The 18,316-nt window shown below is 61.4% G+C and carries 14 protein-coding genes; 1 reads left to right on the top strand and 13 read right to left on the bottom strand.

Translation table 11 applies throughout. The annotated features are described in order from the left end of the window. Nucleotides 1-30: 30 nt before the first annotated feature. The 5 genes from L0962_RS11995 to L0962_RS11975 all read right to left on the bottom strand — a co-directional run bounded on the left by L0962_RS11995 (nt 31) and on the right by L0962_RS11975 (nt 7,454). A complete protein-coding gene (locus L0962_RS11995; protein ID WP_234086928.1) occupies nt 31-1,335 on the bottom strand; it encodes a malonyl-CoA decarboxylase in 1,305 nt (434 codons plus the stop codon). A 113-nt stretch (nt 1,336-1,448) separates the two neighbouring features. Continuing rightward, nucleotides 1,449-3,404, bottom strand: a complete 1,956-nt coding sequence (locus tag L0962_RS11990; RefSeq protein WP_234086663.1) for an EAL domain-containing protein — start codon at nt 3,402-3,404, stop codon at nt 1,449-1,451. Between the two features lie 67 nt (nt 3,405-3,471). Then, nucleotides 3,472-3,960, bottom strand: a complete 489-nt coding sequence (locus tag L0962_RS11985) for a hypothetical protein (RefSeq protein ID WP_234086662.1) — start codon at nt 3,958-3,960, stop codon at nt 3,472-3,474. Between the two features lie 108 nt (nt 3,961-4,068). Continuing rightward, on the bottom strand, nt 4,069-6,150 hold the full coding sequence (locus L0962_RS11980; protein WP_234086661.1) for a bifunctional diguanylate cyclase/phosphodiesterase: 2,082 nt from the start codon (nt 6,148-6,150) through the stop codon (nt 4,069-4,071). Further along, entirely contained in the window at nt 6,147-7,454 is a 1,308-nt protein-coding gene (locus L0962_RS11975; RefSeq protein WP_234086660.1) for a lytic transglycosylase domain-containing protein, read from the bottom strand. The genes L0962_RS11980 and L0962_RS11975 overlap by 4 nt, the downstream gene beginning before the upstream one ends. A gap of 135 nt (nt 7,455-7,589) precedes the next feature. On the opposite strand from L0962_RS11975, the gene L0962_RS11970 reads away from it, so the two are divergent. Continuing rightward, complete coding sequence (locus L0962_RS11970; RefSeq protein WP_234086659.1) at nt 7,590-8,279, top strand: transglutaminase-like cysteine peptidase; 690 nt, start codon at nt 7,590-7,592, stop codon at nt 8,277-8,279. A gap of 3 nt (nt 8,280-8,282) precedes the next feature. Here L0962_RS11970 and L0962_RS11965 read toward each other — a convergent pair whose 3' ends face one another. The 8 genes from L0962_RS11965 to L0962_RS11930 form a co-directional block, all read right to left on the bottom strand. Next, nucleotides 8,283-8,957, bottom strand: a complete 675-nt coding sequence (locus L0962_RS11965) for a hypothetical protein (protein WP_234086658.1) — start codon at nt 8,955-8,957, stop codon at nt 8,283-8,285. Then, nucleotides 8,954-9,673, bottom strand: coding sequence for a tyrosine-protein phosphatase (locus L0962_RS11960; protein WP_234086657.1), 720 nt, complete (start codon nt 9,671-9,673; stop codon nt 8,954-8,956). The genes L0962_RS11965 and L0962_RS11960 overlap by 4 nt, the downstream gene beginning before the upstream one ends. 16 nt (nt 9,674-9,689) lie before the next feature. Then, nucleotides 9,690-11,939, bottom strand: a complete 2,250-nt coding sequence (locus L0962_RS11955; RefSeq protein WP_234086656.1) for a polysaccharide biosynthesis tyrosine autokinase — start codon at nt 11,937-11,939, stop codon at nt 9,690-9,692. A gap of 54 nt (nt 11,940-11,993) precedes the next feature. Then, complete coding sequence (locus L0962_RS11950) at nt 11,994-12,536, bottom strand: polysaccharide biosynthesis/export family protein (protein ID WP_234086655.1); 543 nt, start codon at nt 12,534-12,536, stop codon at nt 11,994-11,996. Between the two features lie 89 nt (nt 12,537-12,625). Beyond that, on the bottom strand, nt 12,626-14,083 hold the full coding sequence (locus tag L0962_RS11945) for an outer membrane beta-barrel protein (protein ID WP_234086654.1): 1,458 nt from the start codon (nt 14,081-14,083) through the stop codon (nt 12,626-12,628). A 149-nt stretch (nt 14,084-14,232) separates the two neighbouring features. Continuing rightward, on the bottom strand, nt 14,233-15,660 hold the full coding sequence (locus L0962_RS11940) for an O-antigen ligase (RefSeq protein WP_234086653.1): 1,428 nt from the start codon (nt 15,658-15,660) through the stop codon (nt 14,233-14,235). 5 nt (nt 15,661-15,665) lie between these two features. Further along, the gene (locus L0962_RS11935) at nt 15,666-16,757 is read right to left on the bottom strand and encodes a sugar phosphate nucleotidyltransferase (protein ID WP_234086652.1); all 1,092 of its coding nucleotides are present in this window, start codon (nt 16,755-16,757) and stop codon (nt 15,666-15,668) included. 61 nt (nt 16,758-16,818) lie between these two features. Then, nucleotides 16,819-18,234, bottom strand: a complete 1,416-nt coding sequence (locus tag L0962_RS11930) for an undecaprenyl-phosphate glucose phosphotransferase (protein WP_234086651.1) — start codon at nt 18,232-18,234, stop codon at nt 16,819-16,821. Nucleotides 18,235-18,316 lie beyond the last annotated feature (82 nt).

The following is an 18,316-nucleotide window of genomic DNA, read 5'->3' as shown; positions in this document are numbered from 1 at the left end:
TTCGTTCCTGCTGCGGTCGACCGCAGCAACTCAGGTTTTTTCCACCGCCCGCGGCCGGGCCAGCCGGCGTACCGTGGACGACATCGCGATCCGTCCTTCGCTGGCGAAAGCTTCCAGGTTGTCCTCGATCTCGTCCAGCGCGTAGCGGTAATTGACCATCATCCCGAACGACTGCCGGAACCCCTTGGCCGAACAATCGCCCAGGTAATTCAGCCGCTCGACGCGCGCCCCGTTGCCGAGGTGGAAGCGCGACACCGGATCGAACGGCGGACCACCGTCGCCACCGCGCTTGGCCTGCGCCAGATAACGCGCCGCCAGTCGCAGCAACGGCTCGCGCAGCGCGCGCGCCTGCGCCTTGTCGTCGGCCCAGCTTGCGGTCGACAAGGTTTCCAGCGACAAATCGACGCCGGCCTCGGCAAGCACCTCGGGCTGCTTGCGCACCCAGGCCGCCAGGCCGGGCATCGGCGACAGCGTGGCGAAGTTTTCCAGCTTCGGAAAATCGCGCTTCAGGTCGTCGATCACGCGTTTCAGCAAAAAATTGCCGAACGACACGCCGCGCAGCCCGACCTGCGTGTTCGAAATCGAATAGAAGATCGCCGTGTCCGCCTTGCGGTGATCGAACACCGGCGCATGCTCGTCGAGCAAGGCCTGCACGTTGCCGGCCAGTTCATCGGTCAGCGCAACCTCGACGAAGATCAGCGGCTCGTCCGGCATGCGCGGGTGAAAGAAGGCGTACAGCCGACGGTCCGAATCGAGCCGGTTCTTCAGATCGGTCCACGAACGGATCTCGTGCACCGCCTCGTATTCGATCAGCTTTTCCAGCAGCGCCGCCGGCGAATGCCAGGTCAGCCGCTGCAACTCCAGGAAGCCGACATCGAACCAGGCGCTCAGGCGCGACTCCAGCTCACGGTCGAGCACCGCCAGTTCGCGGTCGTTTTCCAGATAACGCAGCAGATCGGCGCGCAGATCGACGAGAAACTTGACGCCCTGCGGCATCGCGTTGAACTGCGTCAGGATGCGGATGCGCGACGAGCGCATCGCGCCGCGCAAAGCGGCTTCCGCCTTCCACTGAGCGGGCGAGCCGACCGCCGCCTGATACGCCGCATGCGCTTCGGCCACCGCTTCCGGCCGCGGTCCGAACTCCAGCGCGATCAATTTCAGGAACTGCTGCCGGCCGACATCGTCGAGCCCCAGATAGGTCTGCGCCAGACGAACCGCCCGCGCCCGCGCCGACACCTCGCCGCCTAGCCCTGCCGCGCACTCCTTCAACTGCGCCCGCAGGCGCTCCAGTTCGCGCGCCGACAGCGCGGCATCGCCCCGCTCGGCACCGATCATCGAACGCAGCTTGTCTACGAATGGTGGCATGCCGTCATCTCCCTCAAGAACCGTCGCCAGTATCCGGCAAGCCGCGCCGGATGGTCAATTCAGGCAAATCGCAACCGGCCGGATCAAAGCCCGTCGGTGGACGGTGCGCCGAAATGGTAGCCCTGGCCGCCGTTCACCGAATCGCTCAACAACATCTCGACCTGCGCCGCATTTTCGACCCCCTGGGCGATCACCTCGACTTCCAGCGAACGGGCCAGCGACACGATATGGCGCAGCAAGGCCCGCGACGCGTCGCTCTGCGGCGCCTCGGCGATCAGGCCGGCGTGCAGCTTGATGTAATCCGGCGGCAATTCGCGCAACAGCGCCAGCGAATTCGGCGCCAGACCGAAATGATCGATACCGAAACGCACCTGGTGCGTGCGCAACATCGCAGCAAACTGACGGCTCGCTTCGATATCCAGCGAACAGCCATATTCGGTCAGTTCGAAGGACAGATTGAGCTTGCGCTTGTCGAGCTGCGCCAGGCTGCCCGACAGCCAACTCATGAAGTCACGGTTCTCCAGGCTCTGGTTGGACAGGTTGACGGCGAGATTCATCACGCCGTCGGTCTGGCGCTCGGCCAACCGCCGGAAGACCAGCGACAACAGCGCCTGATCGATGTCCGGCATCAACTTGTGCCGCATCGCCATCGGCAGGAAGACGGAAGCCGGAATCAGGTTGCCCTCGTTATCGACCAGCCGCGTCATGATTTCCTGCTGCAGCACCGAACCGGAAGTCAGCGAGACAACCGGCTGCCCGAGCAAGGTCCAACGGTTTTCCGCCAGCGCATTGCGAATCAGCTCGCGCCACGCCATCGAGCCGATGGCACTGGCGCCGGGGCCGACATCAACCACATATTGCAGCATGTTATGCCCCGACTGGCGGGCGCTTTCAATCGCCAGATCGAGACGGGAAAGCACGCGCGACCGCGTTTCGCCCTGGGCGAAATGCACCGCACCGATACTGAACGAAAACTCCACGCCTTCCCCGAAAGCATCGCCGATCCGCTGCAGACGGTCGCGCAGGCCGGCACCGATCTCCGCCACCGAGGCCGGATTGCGGTCGAACATCACGAAACCGAACGACGAACCGCCGATCCGGCTGAGAATCGTCGCCTTGTCACCAAGCACTTCCCGGGCACCTTCGGCCACCGCCGCCAGCAGTTCATTGCCGCGCTTGTAGCTGGCCTCGGTGTTGAAATCCTTCAGATTATTGACGTCGACCCCGATCAACACCGCATCCGAAAAACCGATCTCGCCGGCCAAGGCCTGCTCCAGCCGAAGATCGAAGCTCTTGCGATTGTCCAGACCGGTCAGTTCATCCTGATAGGCCTCGCGCCGATAACGCTCGGCCTTGGCCGTCTCGATGTCGAGAAACTCCGAAATCTTCCGCGACATGTTGTTCATCGCACCGACCACCCGGGCCAGTTCGAGCGCCCGCGGCTTGATCCCGATCTGCTCGAAATAGCGGCTCTGAATGTTGACCGCCGTCCGCTCGATTTCCGACAGGGGCTGCAGGATGCGGTGCAGGACCAGGCGCGTGGCCCACAGCGCCAGGATGTAAGCCAGGCCCATCCAGCCGGAAATCTCCAGCGCCGAGCGCCACAGGTACTGGTAAGCATGCGTCGGCTGGGAAATTGCCACCACCTTGCCCAAACGGCGCCAGCCGGCATTGAGAAAAGCCTCTCCCGGCGGTGCCTCCAGCGTCAGCCAGCCGGAAAACCACAAGGGCACACCATCGATCTTGGCCGGCAGGGAACGTTCGACCACCACCTTGCCATCCATGCCAAGCACCGCGATACGCTGGAAATAACCCCGGTCGAACAGGCTGGACAACTGGGTCTCGGCCAGCGTCTTGTCCCCCGCCCCCAACGACTGCGACAAAGGATGCACCAGCGACGACGCGGCATCCTGGGCGTGCGATCCCAATTGTTCCTCGAGATACTTTCGCGTTCCGCTAACGCCAAGCACCGTCAGGCCGACGAACACCATCAGGAAAATCACGGAAATACCCAGGAACAACTGCCGCCGCAAAGTCATGGAAAACCTCTTGAATCAACAAAAAAAATGGCAGCCGAGGCTGCCATTCTCCGAAAAGCTTCGGGGATCAGGAGCGGCTGACGCTACCGCCGCCGCCGCCACCGAAGGTCGAGGTCGGGGTTGCGCCGAAACCACCGCCGCCGCCACCGCCCAGGCCACCGCCGCCGCCATCCGGACCGGCTGCGGTTGCGTCGGTGATCTGCGTCGGATCGGCACCGGCATCGAGCGCCAGCTGGATCATGTCGCTACGACGGCCACCTGCCGCAACGGCAGCATTGACCACGTCATTGGGGGGATAACCTGCCTGGATCAGGCCGGCGACGATCTGATTCAGGGTCTTGCCCTGGCTGATCAGCGCGGAGGTCATGATCATGGCCGAAATACCCTGGGAACGGGCGGCCGAACCGATCGTGGACACCGCTTCGCCGCGGCTGACGCGCTGCTGGACTTCGGTATCGATCTGGCCCAGGGACATGCCCGTGGAAAAGGCGGCAACAGCAGACAGGCTGGTCGCTGCGACGCTCAACGCAATCAGCGATTTGGTCAGTTTCTTCACAACGACCTCCAATAAGTTAGATATGCCTGAAAGATATCACCCGAGCGCCCCGCCAGTCAACAAATTGATGAATGGAAAAACCCGCTCAAGTCATTGAAAAATACTATTTTAGTTCGCCCCGGCGCAGCGCTCGACCAGGCCGCCCGACTGCCTGGCAAACCATTCGCCCAGCGTCACCGGATGACCGAAGTAATAGCCTTGTGCGGCATCGCATCCCATCTCCCGCAACAAGGCGAGTTGCTCGGCCGATTCGACCCCTTCGGCCACCGCCCGCAGCTTCAGGCGATGGGCAAAAGCGATCAACGCGCCGACCAGTTCCCGCATCTGCAGGTTATCGACGATCTGCTGGGTAAACGAGCGGTCGATCTTGATCGAACTCATCGGCAACTGGCTGAGCAGGCTGAACGAGCAGAAACCGGCCCCGAAATCGTCCAGCGTGAATTTGCAGCCGGACTCGGCCAGGCGGTACAAGGTCTGCACCGCCTGCTCATTGCCGGTCAGCATCGCCTCGGTACATTCGAAGGTGATTCGCTCCTGCGGCATACCGGCCGAACGCAAGGTATCGAGCAGGCGTGCCACGGCATCCGGTGCCGACAGCTGACGGGCCGACAGGTCGACCACCAAGCCGATATTTCCTTCGATTTCGGCCAGTTCGCGCGTGGCCTGTTCCAACGCCTTGCGTCCGAGCTCGGGCATGATCCCGATATCCTCGGCAATTTCCAGGAAGCGCCCAGCCTCCATCAAGCCGAATTCCGGATGCTGGAAACGCAGCAAGGCTTCGATCTGCTCGATCTTGCCGGTCGCCAGCGAGTATTCCGGCAGGTAATGCAGGGTGTAGCGCCAGTCATCCAGGCCCTCGCGCAATTCGCGTTCCAGTTCCAGTCGCGAGCAGGCCGAATGCTGCATTTCCGGGCGGAAAAAATTGAAACGCGAACGGCCGCTCGCCTTCGCCTCGTAAAGCGCCACGTCGGCGGCTGCCAGCAGTTCGTCGGGCTGTTCCGCATCGTTGGGATACAGCGCCACACCGATGCTCGCCCCCACGCACAACTCGAAAAGGCCATAGGGAACCGGCCGCGAAACCTCGTTGACCAGCTTGGCGCAAACGTTGCCGATACCCTCCGGATGATCCTGCAGATCAACCAGGATCACGAACTCGTCGCCACCGCGCCGGCTGATCGTATCGCTCTGGCGCAGCACCTCCAGCATCCGGTTGGACACCACGCACAGCATCTCGTCGCCGGCCGCGTGCCCCCAGGTATCGTTGACCGCCTTGAAATGATCGAGGTCGACATACAGCACCGCCAGCGTCTGCCGATAGCGCCGGGCTCGCACGATGGCGCGCTGCAGCCGGTCCTCGAACAGGGCGCGGTTGGGCAGACCGGTCAGTGCATCGAAATGCGCCAGGCGGCGAATCCGTTCCTCTTCCTGCTTGCGCTCGGAAATATCCGAAACCAGACCGACATAGCGCTGCGCGCCGCCACTGTCCTGATTCACCGCGGCAATCGACAGCCACTGCGAATAATGCGAACCGTCCTTGCGACGATTGGTGATCTCGCCAGCCCAGCGACCGTGCGTCAGCAGCGTTTGCCACATCGCGCGGTAAAAATCCGGCCCATGCACGCCGGACTGCAGCATCCGCGTACGCTGACCGATCACCTCATGCGCGCGGTAGCCGGTAATTTCCGAAAATGCCGGGTTGACCGCAAGAATGCGTGCATTTTCGTCGGTCACCATGATCCCTTCGTTGGCCACCTCGAACACCATGCTCGCCATCTTCAGATCGAGCACCCGCTGCCGGTCGCGCATGCAACGGAACAGCACGCCGAAGAGCAGCATCTCGTCGATCGGCTGGATCACGTAACCGTCGATACCGGCATCGATGATCCGGTGCAGCATGGCCAGGCTGGAAGACGACGACATCACCACCACCGCCGCATCGCCATCGACCGCGCGAATCCTTTCCGCCAGCGCAAAGCCGTCGAACACCTGCAGATCGATGTTGGTCAGCACGATGTCCGGTGCATGCATCTCCCACAGCCTCAGCCCTTCGCCACCATCGCGCGCCAGCAGAATCTCGCCGACGCGGTGCTCAAGGATCTTCTGCAGATGCGCGCTCATCCGCGGATCGTTTTCCACGATCAGCAAGCGGGTCTGCAACAGGAACTGCGGAGCGTCCAGGGTTTCCATCATCGCCTCGGCATACCGTTAACCGTTGCCGGCGGCACCACTTTTTCACCCTCGCCCACGCAACGCTGCATCGTCATGCATTCGGATGCCGCGCGGGTCAGCAATACCGCGCGTTGCGCAAGCTCGACATCCAACTCTTCCTGGCCCTTGCCAGGCAGCAGCAAGGTCGAACCCACTTCATAAAAATGACCGTCGGGCAGCGGATTGGCCTGCAGCACCCGAGCCACCGGAATCCGGTTGCGGCGCGCCACATCGGCCGGCGACGCCGGCCGGACGATACGCACCATGCGCCAGGTCACCCAGGGCCCCTCATGGGCCGCCATCGCCTCCGACAACTTCATCGCCGCCTGATGCGGCAACAGCAACTGAACGTTCTGCCGGCCGATGATCACCGGCGCCACCAGCGACGGATTCTGGCGAACCAAATCCTCGGTCTTCATCCCGGCAAAACGTGCGACCAGCGCCACATCGATGTCCCGGTGAATCTCGACGACGCTGAACAACGGTTCGTCGGCAATCGGCGGCAGCTTCACCCGGTGCGCCAGCGGATCGGCGATCAAACGCTTAACGGCAAAGATACGCGGCACGTACTCGCGCGTTTCCGGCGGCAACTGGGCTGAAATATCGTGGAAACCGGGCATCTGAACCCCGCGCCGCCTGGCCTTCTCGACCTCTGCCGCAACGCGCTTCTCGCCGCAGTTGTAAGCCGCCATCGCCAGCGGCCAGTCGTCGAACATCGCATGCAGCGTCGTCAGGTAATTCATCGCCGCCCGGGTGGACGCCACCAGATTGCGTCGATCATCGCGGAAACGGTCGATCCGGATCTCGTAGTTCTTCGCCGTGCTCTCGATGAACTGCCAGGCCCCGTGTGCCTCGGCGAAGGACGCCGCGCTCAACGAATAACCGGATTCGACGAACGGCACCAGCACCACCTCCATCGGCAATTCGCGCTGATCCACCGAATCGACGACGTAGTACAGATAACCCGCCGCACGCTGGGCAATGCGCTCGACGATGCCGTCGGCGGCGAAACGCCGGGCGATCCGCTCCACCGACTTGTCGCCGGCGAAGGCATCGACGCGGAAGCCGTCGCGCACGCGTGCCCAGATATCCGGATACACCTTGCGCGGCCGGACCTGCACCGCCGGCGCCAGCGGATCATCGGCATCGACGATTTCCAGCTGCGGTTCCGACTGCGCCAGCGGGGTTTCGTCAATTTCTTCGTACGGCGCATCGAATACCGACGCACAACCGCCGAGCGACAGCACGAAAACCAGCCAGAGAGGGGTAAAACGACTGCGATTCAAGTGAAATCCATTTTGTGGACAAAAGCTTACGGAATTTACTCCTGAATGACTTCCGTATAAATACAACCAAGGTCATACCCTTCGAAAAGCCCGTCCTGCCTGTACAATGGCGCACACCCAATACCAAACGCGTACATGTTTGCGCCACACCACCGCCACCGCCATCTGATCGCTGCGCTGATGATCGTCTGCGCAACGCCCACGCTCGCGGCCGGACTGGTGAATTTCTCGCAAAACCTGCTCGACTACGTCGCCCGCCAGTACACTTCCGACGCCCCGAAACGCCTGTTGATCTGGCAGAAACTGCTCAACGACATGCGCGGTGCCGAAGCCATCGGCGCGAAACAGCAGGAACCGAAAGCCGAATCGCTGACACTGCGCAAGATCAACACCTTCTTCAACCAGGTGCCCTACATCAGCGACCTGCGTCACTGGCGGCAGGAAGACTACTGGGCAACGCCGGTCGAAATGCTCGGCTCCTACGGCGGCGACTGCGAAGACTACTCGATCGCCAAATACCTTTCGCTGAAAGACCTCGGCCTGCCCATCGACCGCCTGCGCATCACCTACGTACGCGCCAAGGAACTCAACGAATCGCACATGGTGCTGGCCTACTACCCCACGCCGGACGGCGAACCGCTGATCATGGACAACCTGATCCCCGAACTGCGCCCCGCCTCCCAGCGCCCCGACCTCGAACCGGTTTACAGTTTCAACGACGACGACCTGTGGACCGCAGCCGGCGTCGCCCGCAAGGGCGGCGCATCGAACGTGCGTCTGTGGCGCGAACTGCTCGAGAAACTCGCCCGCGAACAGCGCATGTAAGCCTCAGCCGGCCGGCTGTTCGGGGCCGATCTGCAAATCGTCGTGTCCGGTGTTCTCGAACATCTTCTTCAGATCGCGCACTGTCCTGCCGCGCGCCATGCCCAACATGTCCGCCACCTCGCCGCGCCGTTCCGGGGTCAGCGTGTTCCAGCGGTCGAGCGCAATCCGCGCCAGCTTCAGCTGAACGCCGCCCTCCCGCTTGCCGTAGGCCATCGCCCGGTCAAATGACCGCCACATCTCGTCGGCCCCGGCATCCTTCAAATGCAGGGCCAAGGCCACGTTGGCCCAGGCATACGGCGCCATCGGGCGGCGCTTCAGGGATTCGCGGTAATACAGCAGCACCTCGTCGAGCATCGCCTGGTGCAATTCCGGAATGTTTTCCACGTTGACCGCACGCAGGCCATACAAATAGCCCAGGCCTTCGAGCAACTGCGAATCGCCCGGCAACCACTTCAAACCGGCAATCAGGTCGTTACGCGCCTGCCCCACCTGAACGATCTGCGGCCGGGCCTTCTCGTTACGCTGCCAATCGGCAATCAGCGCGCGCGCCTTGAGCGTCTTGACATCCGCCATGCCGTAAATGAACGCCGTATGCAGCGACAGCACGGCCAGCACCGCCACCGGCAGCGCCAGCAATTTCAGGCCCCAGGCACCGCCCGGCTTCACCGCTTCGCTCATTGAACCCCCAGTATCCTCGCCGGCCGTTCAACGACCATTTCATGCGCCAGCAACTTGCCGACCAGCCTTGCCGCCGCGTCACGCCCTTCCGACAACAGCGGCGGCCGATGTTCGAGGTTATGCGCATCGGTGGCCAACACATGCGCCCAGCGGTTGCCCAGGATGAATTCAGCCGTCTTCTGCGCCGTCCGGCCGAAACGGCCGACCAACGATCCTGCGGTCAACTGCAACCAGCAGCCAATATCCAGGAAAGGCACCAGAATTTCGGGCCGCGCCATCACCGACTTGTTGCGCTCGGGATGCGCGATCAACGGACGGATCCGCGCCGCCAGCAAACGCTCGGCAAACTGCAGGCTGCCCACCGGCACGTTCTGATGCGGAAACTCCAGCAACAGCACGCGAAAACCGTCGCACTCACCCAGAAAAGGCAACTCATCCTGCGCCAGCAATTCGAGCGACTCCTCGCCGAAACGCACCTCACCGCCGAGCGAAAGCTTCAACGGAATGCCGGCCTCGACCAGCGCCGAACGGAAATTCTCGAAATGCGGGCGTAGACCGGACAAACGGTTCGGATAGCGGCGCGGATGCACGTGCGGCGTCATCACCGTCCATTCCACCCCATCCGCCACCGCCTTCTCGGCCAGCCTCAGCGATTCGGCCAGCGTTGCCGGGCCGTCATCGACCCCCGGCAGAAAATGCGCATGCAGATCGATCATCGGTCGGCGCGCCCGTTCAAGACTTGGGCGCTTCCTCGCCGTAGCTCTGGCCGTAACCGCCCTGATAGCCGGATTCGCCGTAACCGTACTTGCCGTACCCGGAATAATCGCCGTAGTACTTTTCCGCCTTGGCCACATCGAACTGATTGAGCACCACGCCCAGCACATGCCCATCGGCACGACGCAGGCGCTGCAGCCCCTTGCGCGCCACCTGGTACGGAGTCGACTCGGCCTTGGTCACGAAAATCACGCCATCGGCCTGAGCAGCGATCACCAGCGCATCGGAAACCAGCTCGACCGGCGGCGAATCGATGATGATCACCTCGAAAATCTTGGCCAGTTGCGTCAATGCTTCCTTGAACCGCTCGGACAGCAGCAACTCCAGCGGATTCAACGGCACCGCGCCGCTCGGCATCAGCATCAGCGTCGAACCGTCGACATTGATCAGACACTCCTTCAGCGTCGCATTGCCCGACACGAAGTTGGACAACCCCTTGGCCCCGGGCGGAATTTCCAGGCCCTTGGAAACCGCCGGACGACGCATGTCGGCATCGATCAACAGGGTCTTCTTGGTGTGGGCATGCGCCGTCGCCAGATTGATCGAGAACGTCGTCTTGCCTTCACCCGGCACACTGGAAGTCACCACCAGCGTCCGCTGCGGCAAATCGATGCCGGTCAGCAACACGCCGGTACGGGCGGTGCGGATTGCTTCGGCATACACGGAATTGGGCTGCTCGATGAAAATGCGCGCGGTCTTGGTCCGTTCCACTTCTTCCTGACTGAGCAACGGCAAGGTCGTCAGGATCGGCTGCTTCAGACGAACCTCGACGTCTTCGGAGGTTTTCAGGGTGTTGTCCATGCGGTCACGCAGCAGTGCGGCCAGAACACCGATGAAAAGCCCAAAAAACAATGCGACCACAACAATCAGCGATTTTTTGGGTTTTACCGGGCCATCAGCAACCACGGCGGGATCAACGACACGCGCAATCGGAGTTTGTAGATCACCCGCAACATTGGTTTCCTTGGCCCGCTTGATGAACATGTCGTACATCTGGCGATTGGCCTCGACCTCGCGCTCGTACATGCTCAACGCCCCTTCCTTGCGGTTCAGGTTCTGCACCTGCCCCTTGGCATTGTTCAACACGCCTTCCAGCGTCGCCTCGGTACCGCGCGCCACTTCGTACTCGCGAATCACGCTGGCCACTACCGAATCGACCTGACGTCTCAGGTTGTCGCGGGCCGACTCCAGTTCGCCTTCGGCCTGCAAATACTTCGGGTGCTCCTTGCCATAGCGCTGCGTCAATTCAGACAGCTTGCGTTCGGCCATCCCTTCTGCCCGCTTGGCATCGGCAACAATCGGGTTGCGCAGCACCGCCGGCAGCGAACTCAGATCGCCACCACCACTCTTGGCCGACTTGATCTGCATGTAGGCATTCTCAGCCTGTGCCCGCTGCATGCGCGCATCGACCAGACGCCCCATCACTTCCTCGATCTGTCGCCCGGCCCCGCTCTGGGTCACGCTCTTCAGATCGACAATGCCTTCCTTCTCACGATATTCCTGCAAGGCCTTTTCCGACTCGTTCAGCTTCTTGCGCAGGTCGGTCATCTGATCCTGCAGCCAGACACCCGCTTGATGCGTCATCTTGAAACGGGTCTCCAGTTCGTTCTGGATATAGGTTTCTGCCGCCGCATTTGCCACACGTGCCGCCAGTTCGGGATCTGCCGAATCGAAGCTGATCTTTGCCAATTGGCTCAAGCGAATAGGCTCAATAGACAAACGGGCGGCAAAGGCCGGATAAACCGCATCGGCAAGCAAGGCATCGGTCCATTCCTTGGGCTCGTTGCTGACCCCGAGGCTGGCCAGAAAGGAATCCCCCTTGGCCCGGGGATCGAACTCCGGATGCTCCCAGAGCTTGGTCTTCAGAATGGTCTTGATACCGACTTCCCGAGCCTTGATGATCTCGACCTGGGTCTGGAAGAACTCGCGGTTCTGCGAAATCCCGGAATAGACATCCTCGATCGACAACACCTTGGCCTTGTTGGCCTCGATCATGATCGTCGCCGTCGAGCGGTAAATCGGCGTCATGGCCAAAACCACCACAACGGCCAGCAGCGCGACCGCCAGCCCGAAGCCAATGATCTGCTTCTTGCGCTTGACGACACTGCGCCAGTATTCGAGCAGTTCGAGTTTTTCTTCCTGATCTTCAGGATCGTGCAGGAAGACGGGCTTGTGCGGCTGAGCCGGCGTATCGACGACTTGGGTCATGTGGCTATTCAACTCAATATCCCCGCAAGCGGGGAACGGGAAAATTCGGAAAAATCAGAAAAAGCTCTCGTCGACCGTAACAATGTCGCCCGGCATGACCAGCGTGTTCAGGTCGGCGTTCTGCGAACGCTGCGAAGCATCCTTTTCCCGGATGATGTAAATCTTGCTCACCGAGGCACGCTCGCGGAAACCGCCGGCCAGCGACGCCGCCTTGCGCACCGTCAGCCCCGGCTGATACGGGTAGCCGCCCGGCTTCTCGACCATGCCGTTGATGTAGAACGGCCGGTATTCCTCGATCGACACCGAAACCTTGGGATTCACCAAGTAACGGCCGCGCAGGCCATCGGCGACGATCTTTTCCATTTCGCCGGTGGTCAGCCCCAGCGCACGGATTTCGCCCAGCGCCGGATGCGACACCGTACCGGCGTCGGTCAGGCGAATCTTTTCCTTGCTCAGGTCTTCTTCGCCCAGCACGCGAATCGAAATTACATCGCCGGCCGACAAACGGTAGGTCGACAGCCCGGCCGGCAGGGCCGGGATCGGCATCTCGCTACCGCCGGCAACCGCAACGGCCTTCTCGCCATCCAGGGCCGGCACGCTGGCATCCTGTGCCTGCACTGTCGACAAAAAGGAAACCAGGCCAAGCAGCAAGACGGCCGAAAAACGACGAAGCGAGGCAAAACGCATTACAGCACCACCTCCAGCGTCAGCATCTGGACGTTACGCTTGAAATCCCGTGCATCGTCGCTTGAATTCCGTTTGATATGGTTCCAGCTCGCACCAACCCGGAAATTGCGGCCCACTTCGCGGAACACGCCAACGCCGTAGGAATTGGTCTTGTCTTTCCGATCAACCCCGTCGTAATCGGCCGACACCTGGCTGGCCGACAGGCTGGAGGTGAAGTAACTGGCCCACTTGTGCTCCCAGTTCAGCGAATGGCCACGAACGGTGGTGAAATTGCCGACACCGGTCGAATCCAGGATGTTCTGTTCGGTTTCCAGACGAACCACCGAGTAAGTACGCGGTGCCCAGGTGACCCCGACTTCCCAGGTCGCTGCGCTCGGATCACGACGCCCCGCCGTATCGAAATCCTTGTAGGCGCGGCCCACTTTGATGAAACCGGTGGTCTTGGCCGTCGCTTCCCACGTCGCACCGACCAGCAGCTTGCTGTAACGGTTGTCGTTGGTCGAGGTATCCAGCACGTAGTCGTTCCAGGTATTCCGCGCTTCAAACACCAACGAGGTGGCCGGCATCACCCGGTAGAAGAAACGTCCGGCCAGCATGGAAGTATTCAGGTCAAAGCCTTCGGTCAGCTGGCGATTGTTCTGGTAACGCTTCTGCATCCATGAGCCTTCCAGTTCGATCCGGCCCAGCGCCTTCGGTGCGCCGTAGATTCCCAGCACGCGGGCCACTGGTGCACGCCAGCGGTCCGGTTCGTCGCCGGCCACGCGGTCGGTCGAACCGCGCGGGTCACTACGCATCACATAACCGACCCCCCAGCCCAAGCGGGCACGGGTGGTGAAGTAATTATCGCCGGCCAGCCAGAAATCGTGGTTGTAGAAATCATCCGGCGAAGAACTGGCATAGCGCCCGTAGTTGCCCGAGTAGCTGGCGGTATACCGGTCGCCTCGCGACTTGGCCTCGGCCACTACTTCAGGACGCAAGATGAAAATGCTCGACGAGGTCTCGTTATTTGGCGTACCGAGCACATTGCTGTTGTACCCGATGCCGACCGTGGCCGCCGGGTGCAGGAAGATGCCGTTGTCGAAACGAGCCCCCCGCCCCTTGACCGGCGAAGTCATCATGAACTGGTTCTGTGAGTAGCTGGCACTACCAATACCGGCACCGGCCAGTTCATAACCCGACGTGACCGAACGCTGCAGCGTATTGCCGGCGGCATCGCTGCCCCCCAGCGGCGTCACCGCACCCGGCGTGCTCAAGGATGGCACCGATTCCGGCTCGGCTGCGGGGGCTGCCGCTGCCGGCACGGGGCGGGCAGCCGGCACGGCATTGCCGGTATCGGCCTGGGCCAGCAGCAGCGGCTGCTTGATGGCTTCGGCAAGCCCGGCTTCCGCCCAGGCATTGGTGCCCAGACCCAAGGACAGCACCAGCATTACCGCAGAACGCGTACGGATCGAATTCATAAGGACTCCAAATCATCAAGGCCGGCTAATCCGCCAGCATGCTCACAGCGCGAATGATACGTGCACGACATAGGGTCGTCCAGTATTTGCTGCAGCGCAACAACACCAAAATAATCCATTACTTAGCCCAAGAATCTCAGTTCGAGCATTTAATCGACAGGGCTGTTATTTTTGACATTTCCACGCGGCAGACTTGCCACCGACCACAGCATGGCAAACACCACCAGCAGGGTCAGCGCGTTGGCCGGAATCTGCAGGTTGAAATCGACGGTACTGTGAATCAGGAAGGCAACGATGGCCATCAGCCCGCCAAAGGCCAATCCACGGGGCAGATCGGAACGCCGCCGAGCCAGTACCAGAACGGCCGACACCACGGCCGACAGCACGAAAACCCCCAGCAGTAGCGTAGCCGGCCCACCAAAATCGGCGGCAATCTCGGCGTAATCGTTATGCGCGTGATCGAAGTATCCTTGGCGAAATGTACGATATCGCAGATAAGTCCCATAAAAACTCCCCGCGCCACTACCAAGTACAGGGAAATCCTCAACGATACCGATCGCATGTTCTGCAGCAACCTGACGAAACTCGAAGGACTCCTCCCTTCCGCCTCCCTCGTCTGTCAAACTGGTTTCCTGAATACGGTCGATCACTTTCTCGACACCGATCCAGCTCCCCACCACCACCACATCGATGATCACCAAGCTGGCGATCAGGGCTACCGTTCTCGGCGCCGTCCTGCGCGACAGCACAATGGTCAGCAGGCCGACGATCAGCAAGGCAGCGAAGAAACCGGTGTTGCCCATGCGCGACCGGGTCAGCACCAGCGCAATAACCATGATCACCAGCATCAGGCGCAGGCGCATCTTGGGACTCAATGAAAAGTCGATGGCCGCCTGCAGCTTTTCCTTCCAGCCGGTCGACGGGCGTTGTTTACCACCGCCACCGAGCCGCGCCAGCATCAGACCGATGCCCACCGACAGACAGATCTCCATGTAGCCGGCCATATGGTTGTGATAAACGAAAGCCCCCTTCACCCGGTCGTGCGTCAGTTCCGAGAAGAACAGCCGGTAAGTGGCGCCAGTGGAGAACAGGGCTGCCCCCAGCAAGGCCTGAAACACACCGCTGCCGACCAGCACCAGCGCCAGCGTATCGAGCCGCCGCGAATCGCGGACAAGCACCAGTGCGGCGACAAAAACCGACCAGTAGGCAAAGGACAGGGCCGCGTACAACTGCGTTTGCCCCGGGTCCAGACTGACGCGCAACGTATCGACCACCCCCTGCGACACCGCCAGCGCCTCCGGCGACAGCACGGCCAGCCAGTCAGCCGGCAAGGGCAGCCATTGCAACCAGGGCACCAGGATGAACGCCCCGAGCAGGCCGACCGGCCAGCGGAACAAGGTCAGCCGGGCAGACAGGCCGGCCAGGTCGTGGCGCCACGCGAAGACCGTGCCCCACAACAGGATTTGCGACCAGAACACCAGGAGAGCAACGGCAAAGGTGCGATTGCTGCCGAGCGGAAGCGGCAGCCAGCATAACAGCGCCAGCAGCCCCCAGAATGCCCAGCGGTCGTTATGCAACGGCCTCATCCGCGTGCATCGCCCCAGCGGAAGGGCGACATGTCTTCACCCAGATAATGCGCCACGCCATCGCGGCCGACGCAATACTGCGGCGAAACGATCATCTCGCTCATCGTCTGCGGCCCGGAAATCCGGGTGTAATCGAACACAATGCAGCGCTCGACACGCGCCCCGGAACGAATATGACTGCCGTGTCCGATCCAGGCCGGGCCGATGATCGATACACCGGGTTCGATACGCACATTGGAACCGACGTAGATCGGCCCGACCAGCTTGGAGCTTTCCCAGGCAATGGAAGTGTTGAGGCCGACCCAAACGCCCGGCTGCACTTCCTTGCCCGGCATGTCCATCTGCGCCACCTCGCCGCGCAGCACGCGCTGGGACACCTCCCAGTAATCGTTCAGCCGACCGATGTCGATCCAGTTGAAAAAGCGCTTCTGCACATAGAAAGGCAAGCCTTTTTCCACCAGCAGGGGGAACAGTTCGCTGCCAATGTCGAACGGCTTGCCCTTGGGCACCAGGTCCAGCACTTCCGGTTCGAAGATATAAATGCCGGTACTGGCCAGGCGCGACTTTGCCTCGGCCGGCTTGGGTTTTTCCTGGAACGAGGTGATCCGGCCTTCGTTATCGGCCACCACCACACCATAGTTCTGCACCTGATCGAGCGGCACCTCCAGCGCTACCACGCTGGCAATGGCACCCTTGCTCTTGTGCTCGTGCAGGGCTGCGCCGATATCCAGATCGACCACCGCATCGCCGCAGACGACAATGGTGGTTTCATCGAAGAAACCGCCGAAATCCTGAATCTTGCGCATGCCGCCGGCCGAACCGAAGGGTTTGGGCACGATCTCGCCATGTTCGCGCGCGCCTTCGTAGGAATAGCCGAGGTCAACGCCCCAGCGACGGCCATCGCCAAAGTAGTTTTCGATCTTGTAATGATTGAAGGCGACGTTAACCATGATCTCGCGCACGCCATAGCGCGCCATGTGCTCGATCAGGTATTCCATCACCGGTTTGCCCAGGATGGGCACCATCGGTTTCGGCACGTTCTTGGTCAGCGGACGCACCCGCGTTCCCTGGCCAGCCGCCAGGATCATTCCCTTTGCCACTCGATCACCCCATGAATAAAAAATGGCCGGTCGTTGCCGGCCGGAACCCTCAATACGCGTTCTTGTTGACGAAGCCCTTGAAGACGGTCAAGAAGATGATCTTCAGATCCAGCCACAGCGACCAGTTCTGCAGATACGCCAGATCGTGCTTGACCCGCATTTCCATCTTTTCCAGCGTTTCAGTCTCACCCCGCCAACCGCTGATCTGCGCCCAGCCGGTAATGCCGGGTTTAACCTTGTGGCGCAGCATGTAGCCGCGGATCAGCTTGCGGTACTGCTCGTTGTGCGCCACGGCATGCGGCCGCGGCCCGACCACCGACATCGTGCCCTGCAGCACATTGAAGAACTGCGGTAACTCATCGAGCGACGTCCTGCGCAGGAAGGCGCCGAACGGCGTGATGCGGACATCGTTCTTTTGCGCCTGGACGATCTTGTCGCCGTTGTCGCAAACCGTCATGCTGCGGAATTTCCAGACCTCCACTACCGCCCCGTTCAGGCCGTAACGCCGCTGCTTGAACAATGCCGGCCCCGGCGAGGTGAGCTTGACCCCCAACGCGATGATGGCCATCGGAATGGCGATGATGGCCAGGATCAGGCTGGCGACGACAATATCCTCCAGGCGCTTGACCCAACCATCGACACCATAAAACGGCGTTTCGTGGAGGCTGAGCACCGGGATGCCGTCCAGGCTGGCGAGGCGCCCATGCAGCAGGTCGAAGACGAAGAAATTGGGCACCAGATAGACCGAAGCCGTGGTGTCGCTGAGCGCATTGACCAACTCGACGATACGGTTTTCCGCCTTCATCGGCAGCGTGATGTAGACGTAATCCACCTTGCCGGCACGGGCCAGCTCGATCAGCTCGTCGAAACGCCCGATCCCCTGGACGTCATCCGCCGTATGGTTGCAGTCCCGCTTGGCCAGCCGGTCATCGAAATAACCGACGAACTGCATGCCCATCCACGGCGATGCCTGAATCTTGTCGACCACCTGCTTGCCCAGCTTGGTCTTGCCGGCAATGGCCAGCGTGCGGGTGTTCTGCCCGCCGGAACGCATGGCGTTGAGCACCACGCGCACGGAAACCCGCGCCACAGCCAGCAAAACCGGCGTCAACACGAACCAGACCAGCACCGCCGCCCGGGAATAGTCGGCCGAGGTCTTGGTCAGGAAAGCCAGGAAAACCAGTGCTACGGTCGTCATCATCCAGGTGGTCAAGGTCAGGCTGACGGCTGCCTGAATGGTCATCACCCGCCACGAGCCATAAATCTGCCGCGCCCCGCCGATGCTCATGAACAACATCACCGCCCAAGCCGCCGCGTGGGTGTACAGACGATCCAGTTCAAGATCGTGCGTTATTTGCAGTGCAACATAAAGTGAAACGACGATGACCAGCGCATCAAGGACCCGCCGAAAGAAGGCGATCTTGGAGCTATGCGGCCGCAGCAGACCGGAACTGATGAGGGACATGGGGTTTTTTAGTATCTTGCAACAATGTGTTTGGGGCGAATCTTGCCACGACAGCCCTTACTTCGTATATATGACTTTAGTC

The organism is Azonexus sp. R2A61 (assembly GCF_021401135.1).
Classification (GTDB): Bacteria; Pseudomonadota; Gammaproteobacteria; order Burkholderiales; family Rhodocyclaceae; genus Azonexus.
Note: the sequence above shows the minus strand (reverse complement) of the source record. Positions and strands in the feature narration are given on the sequence as shown.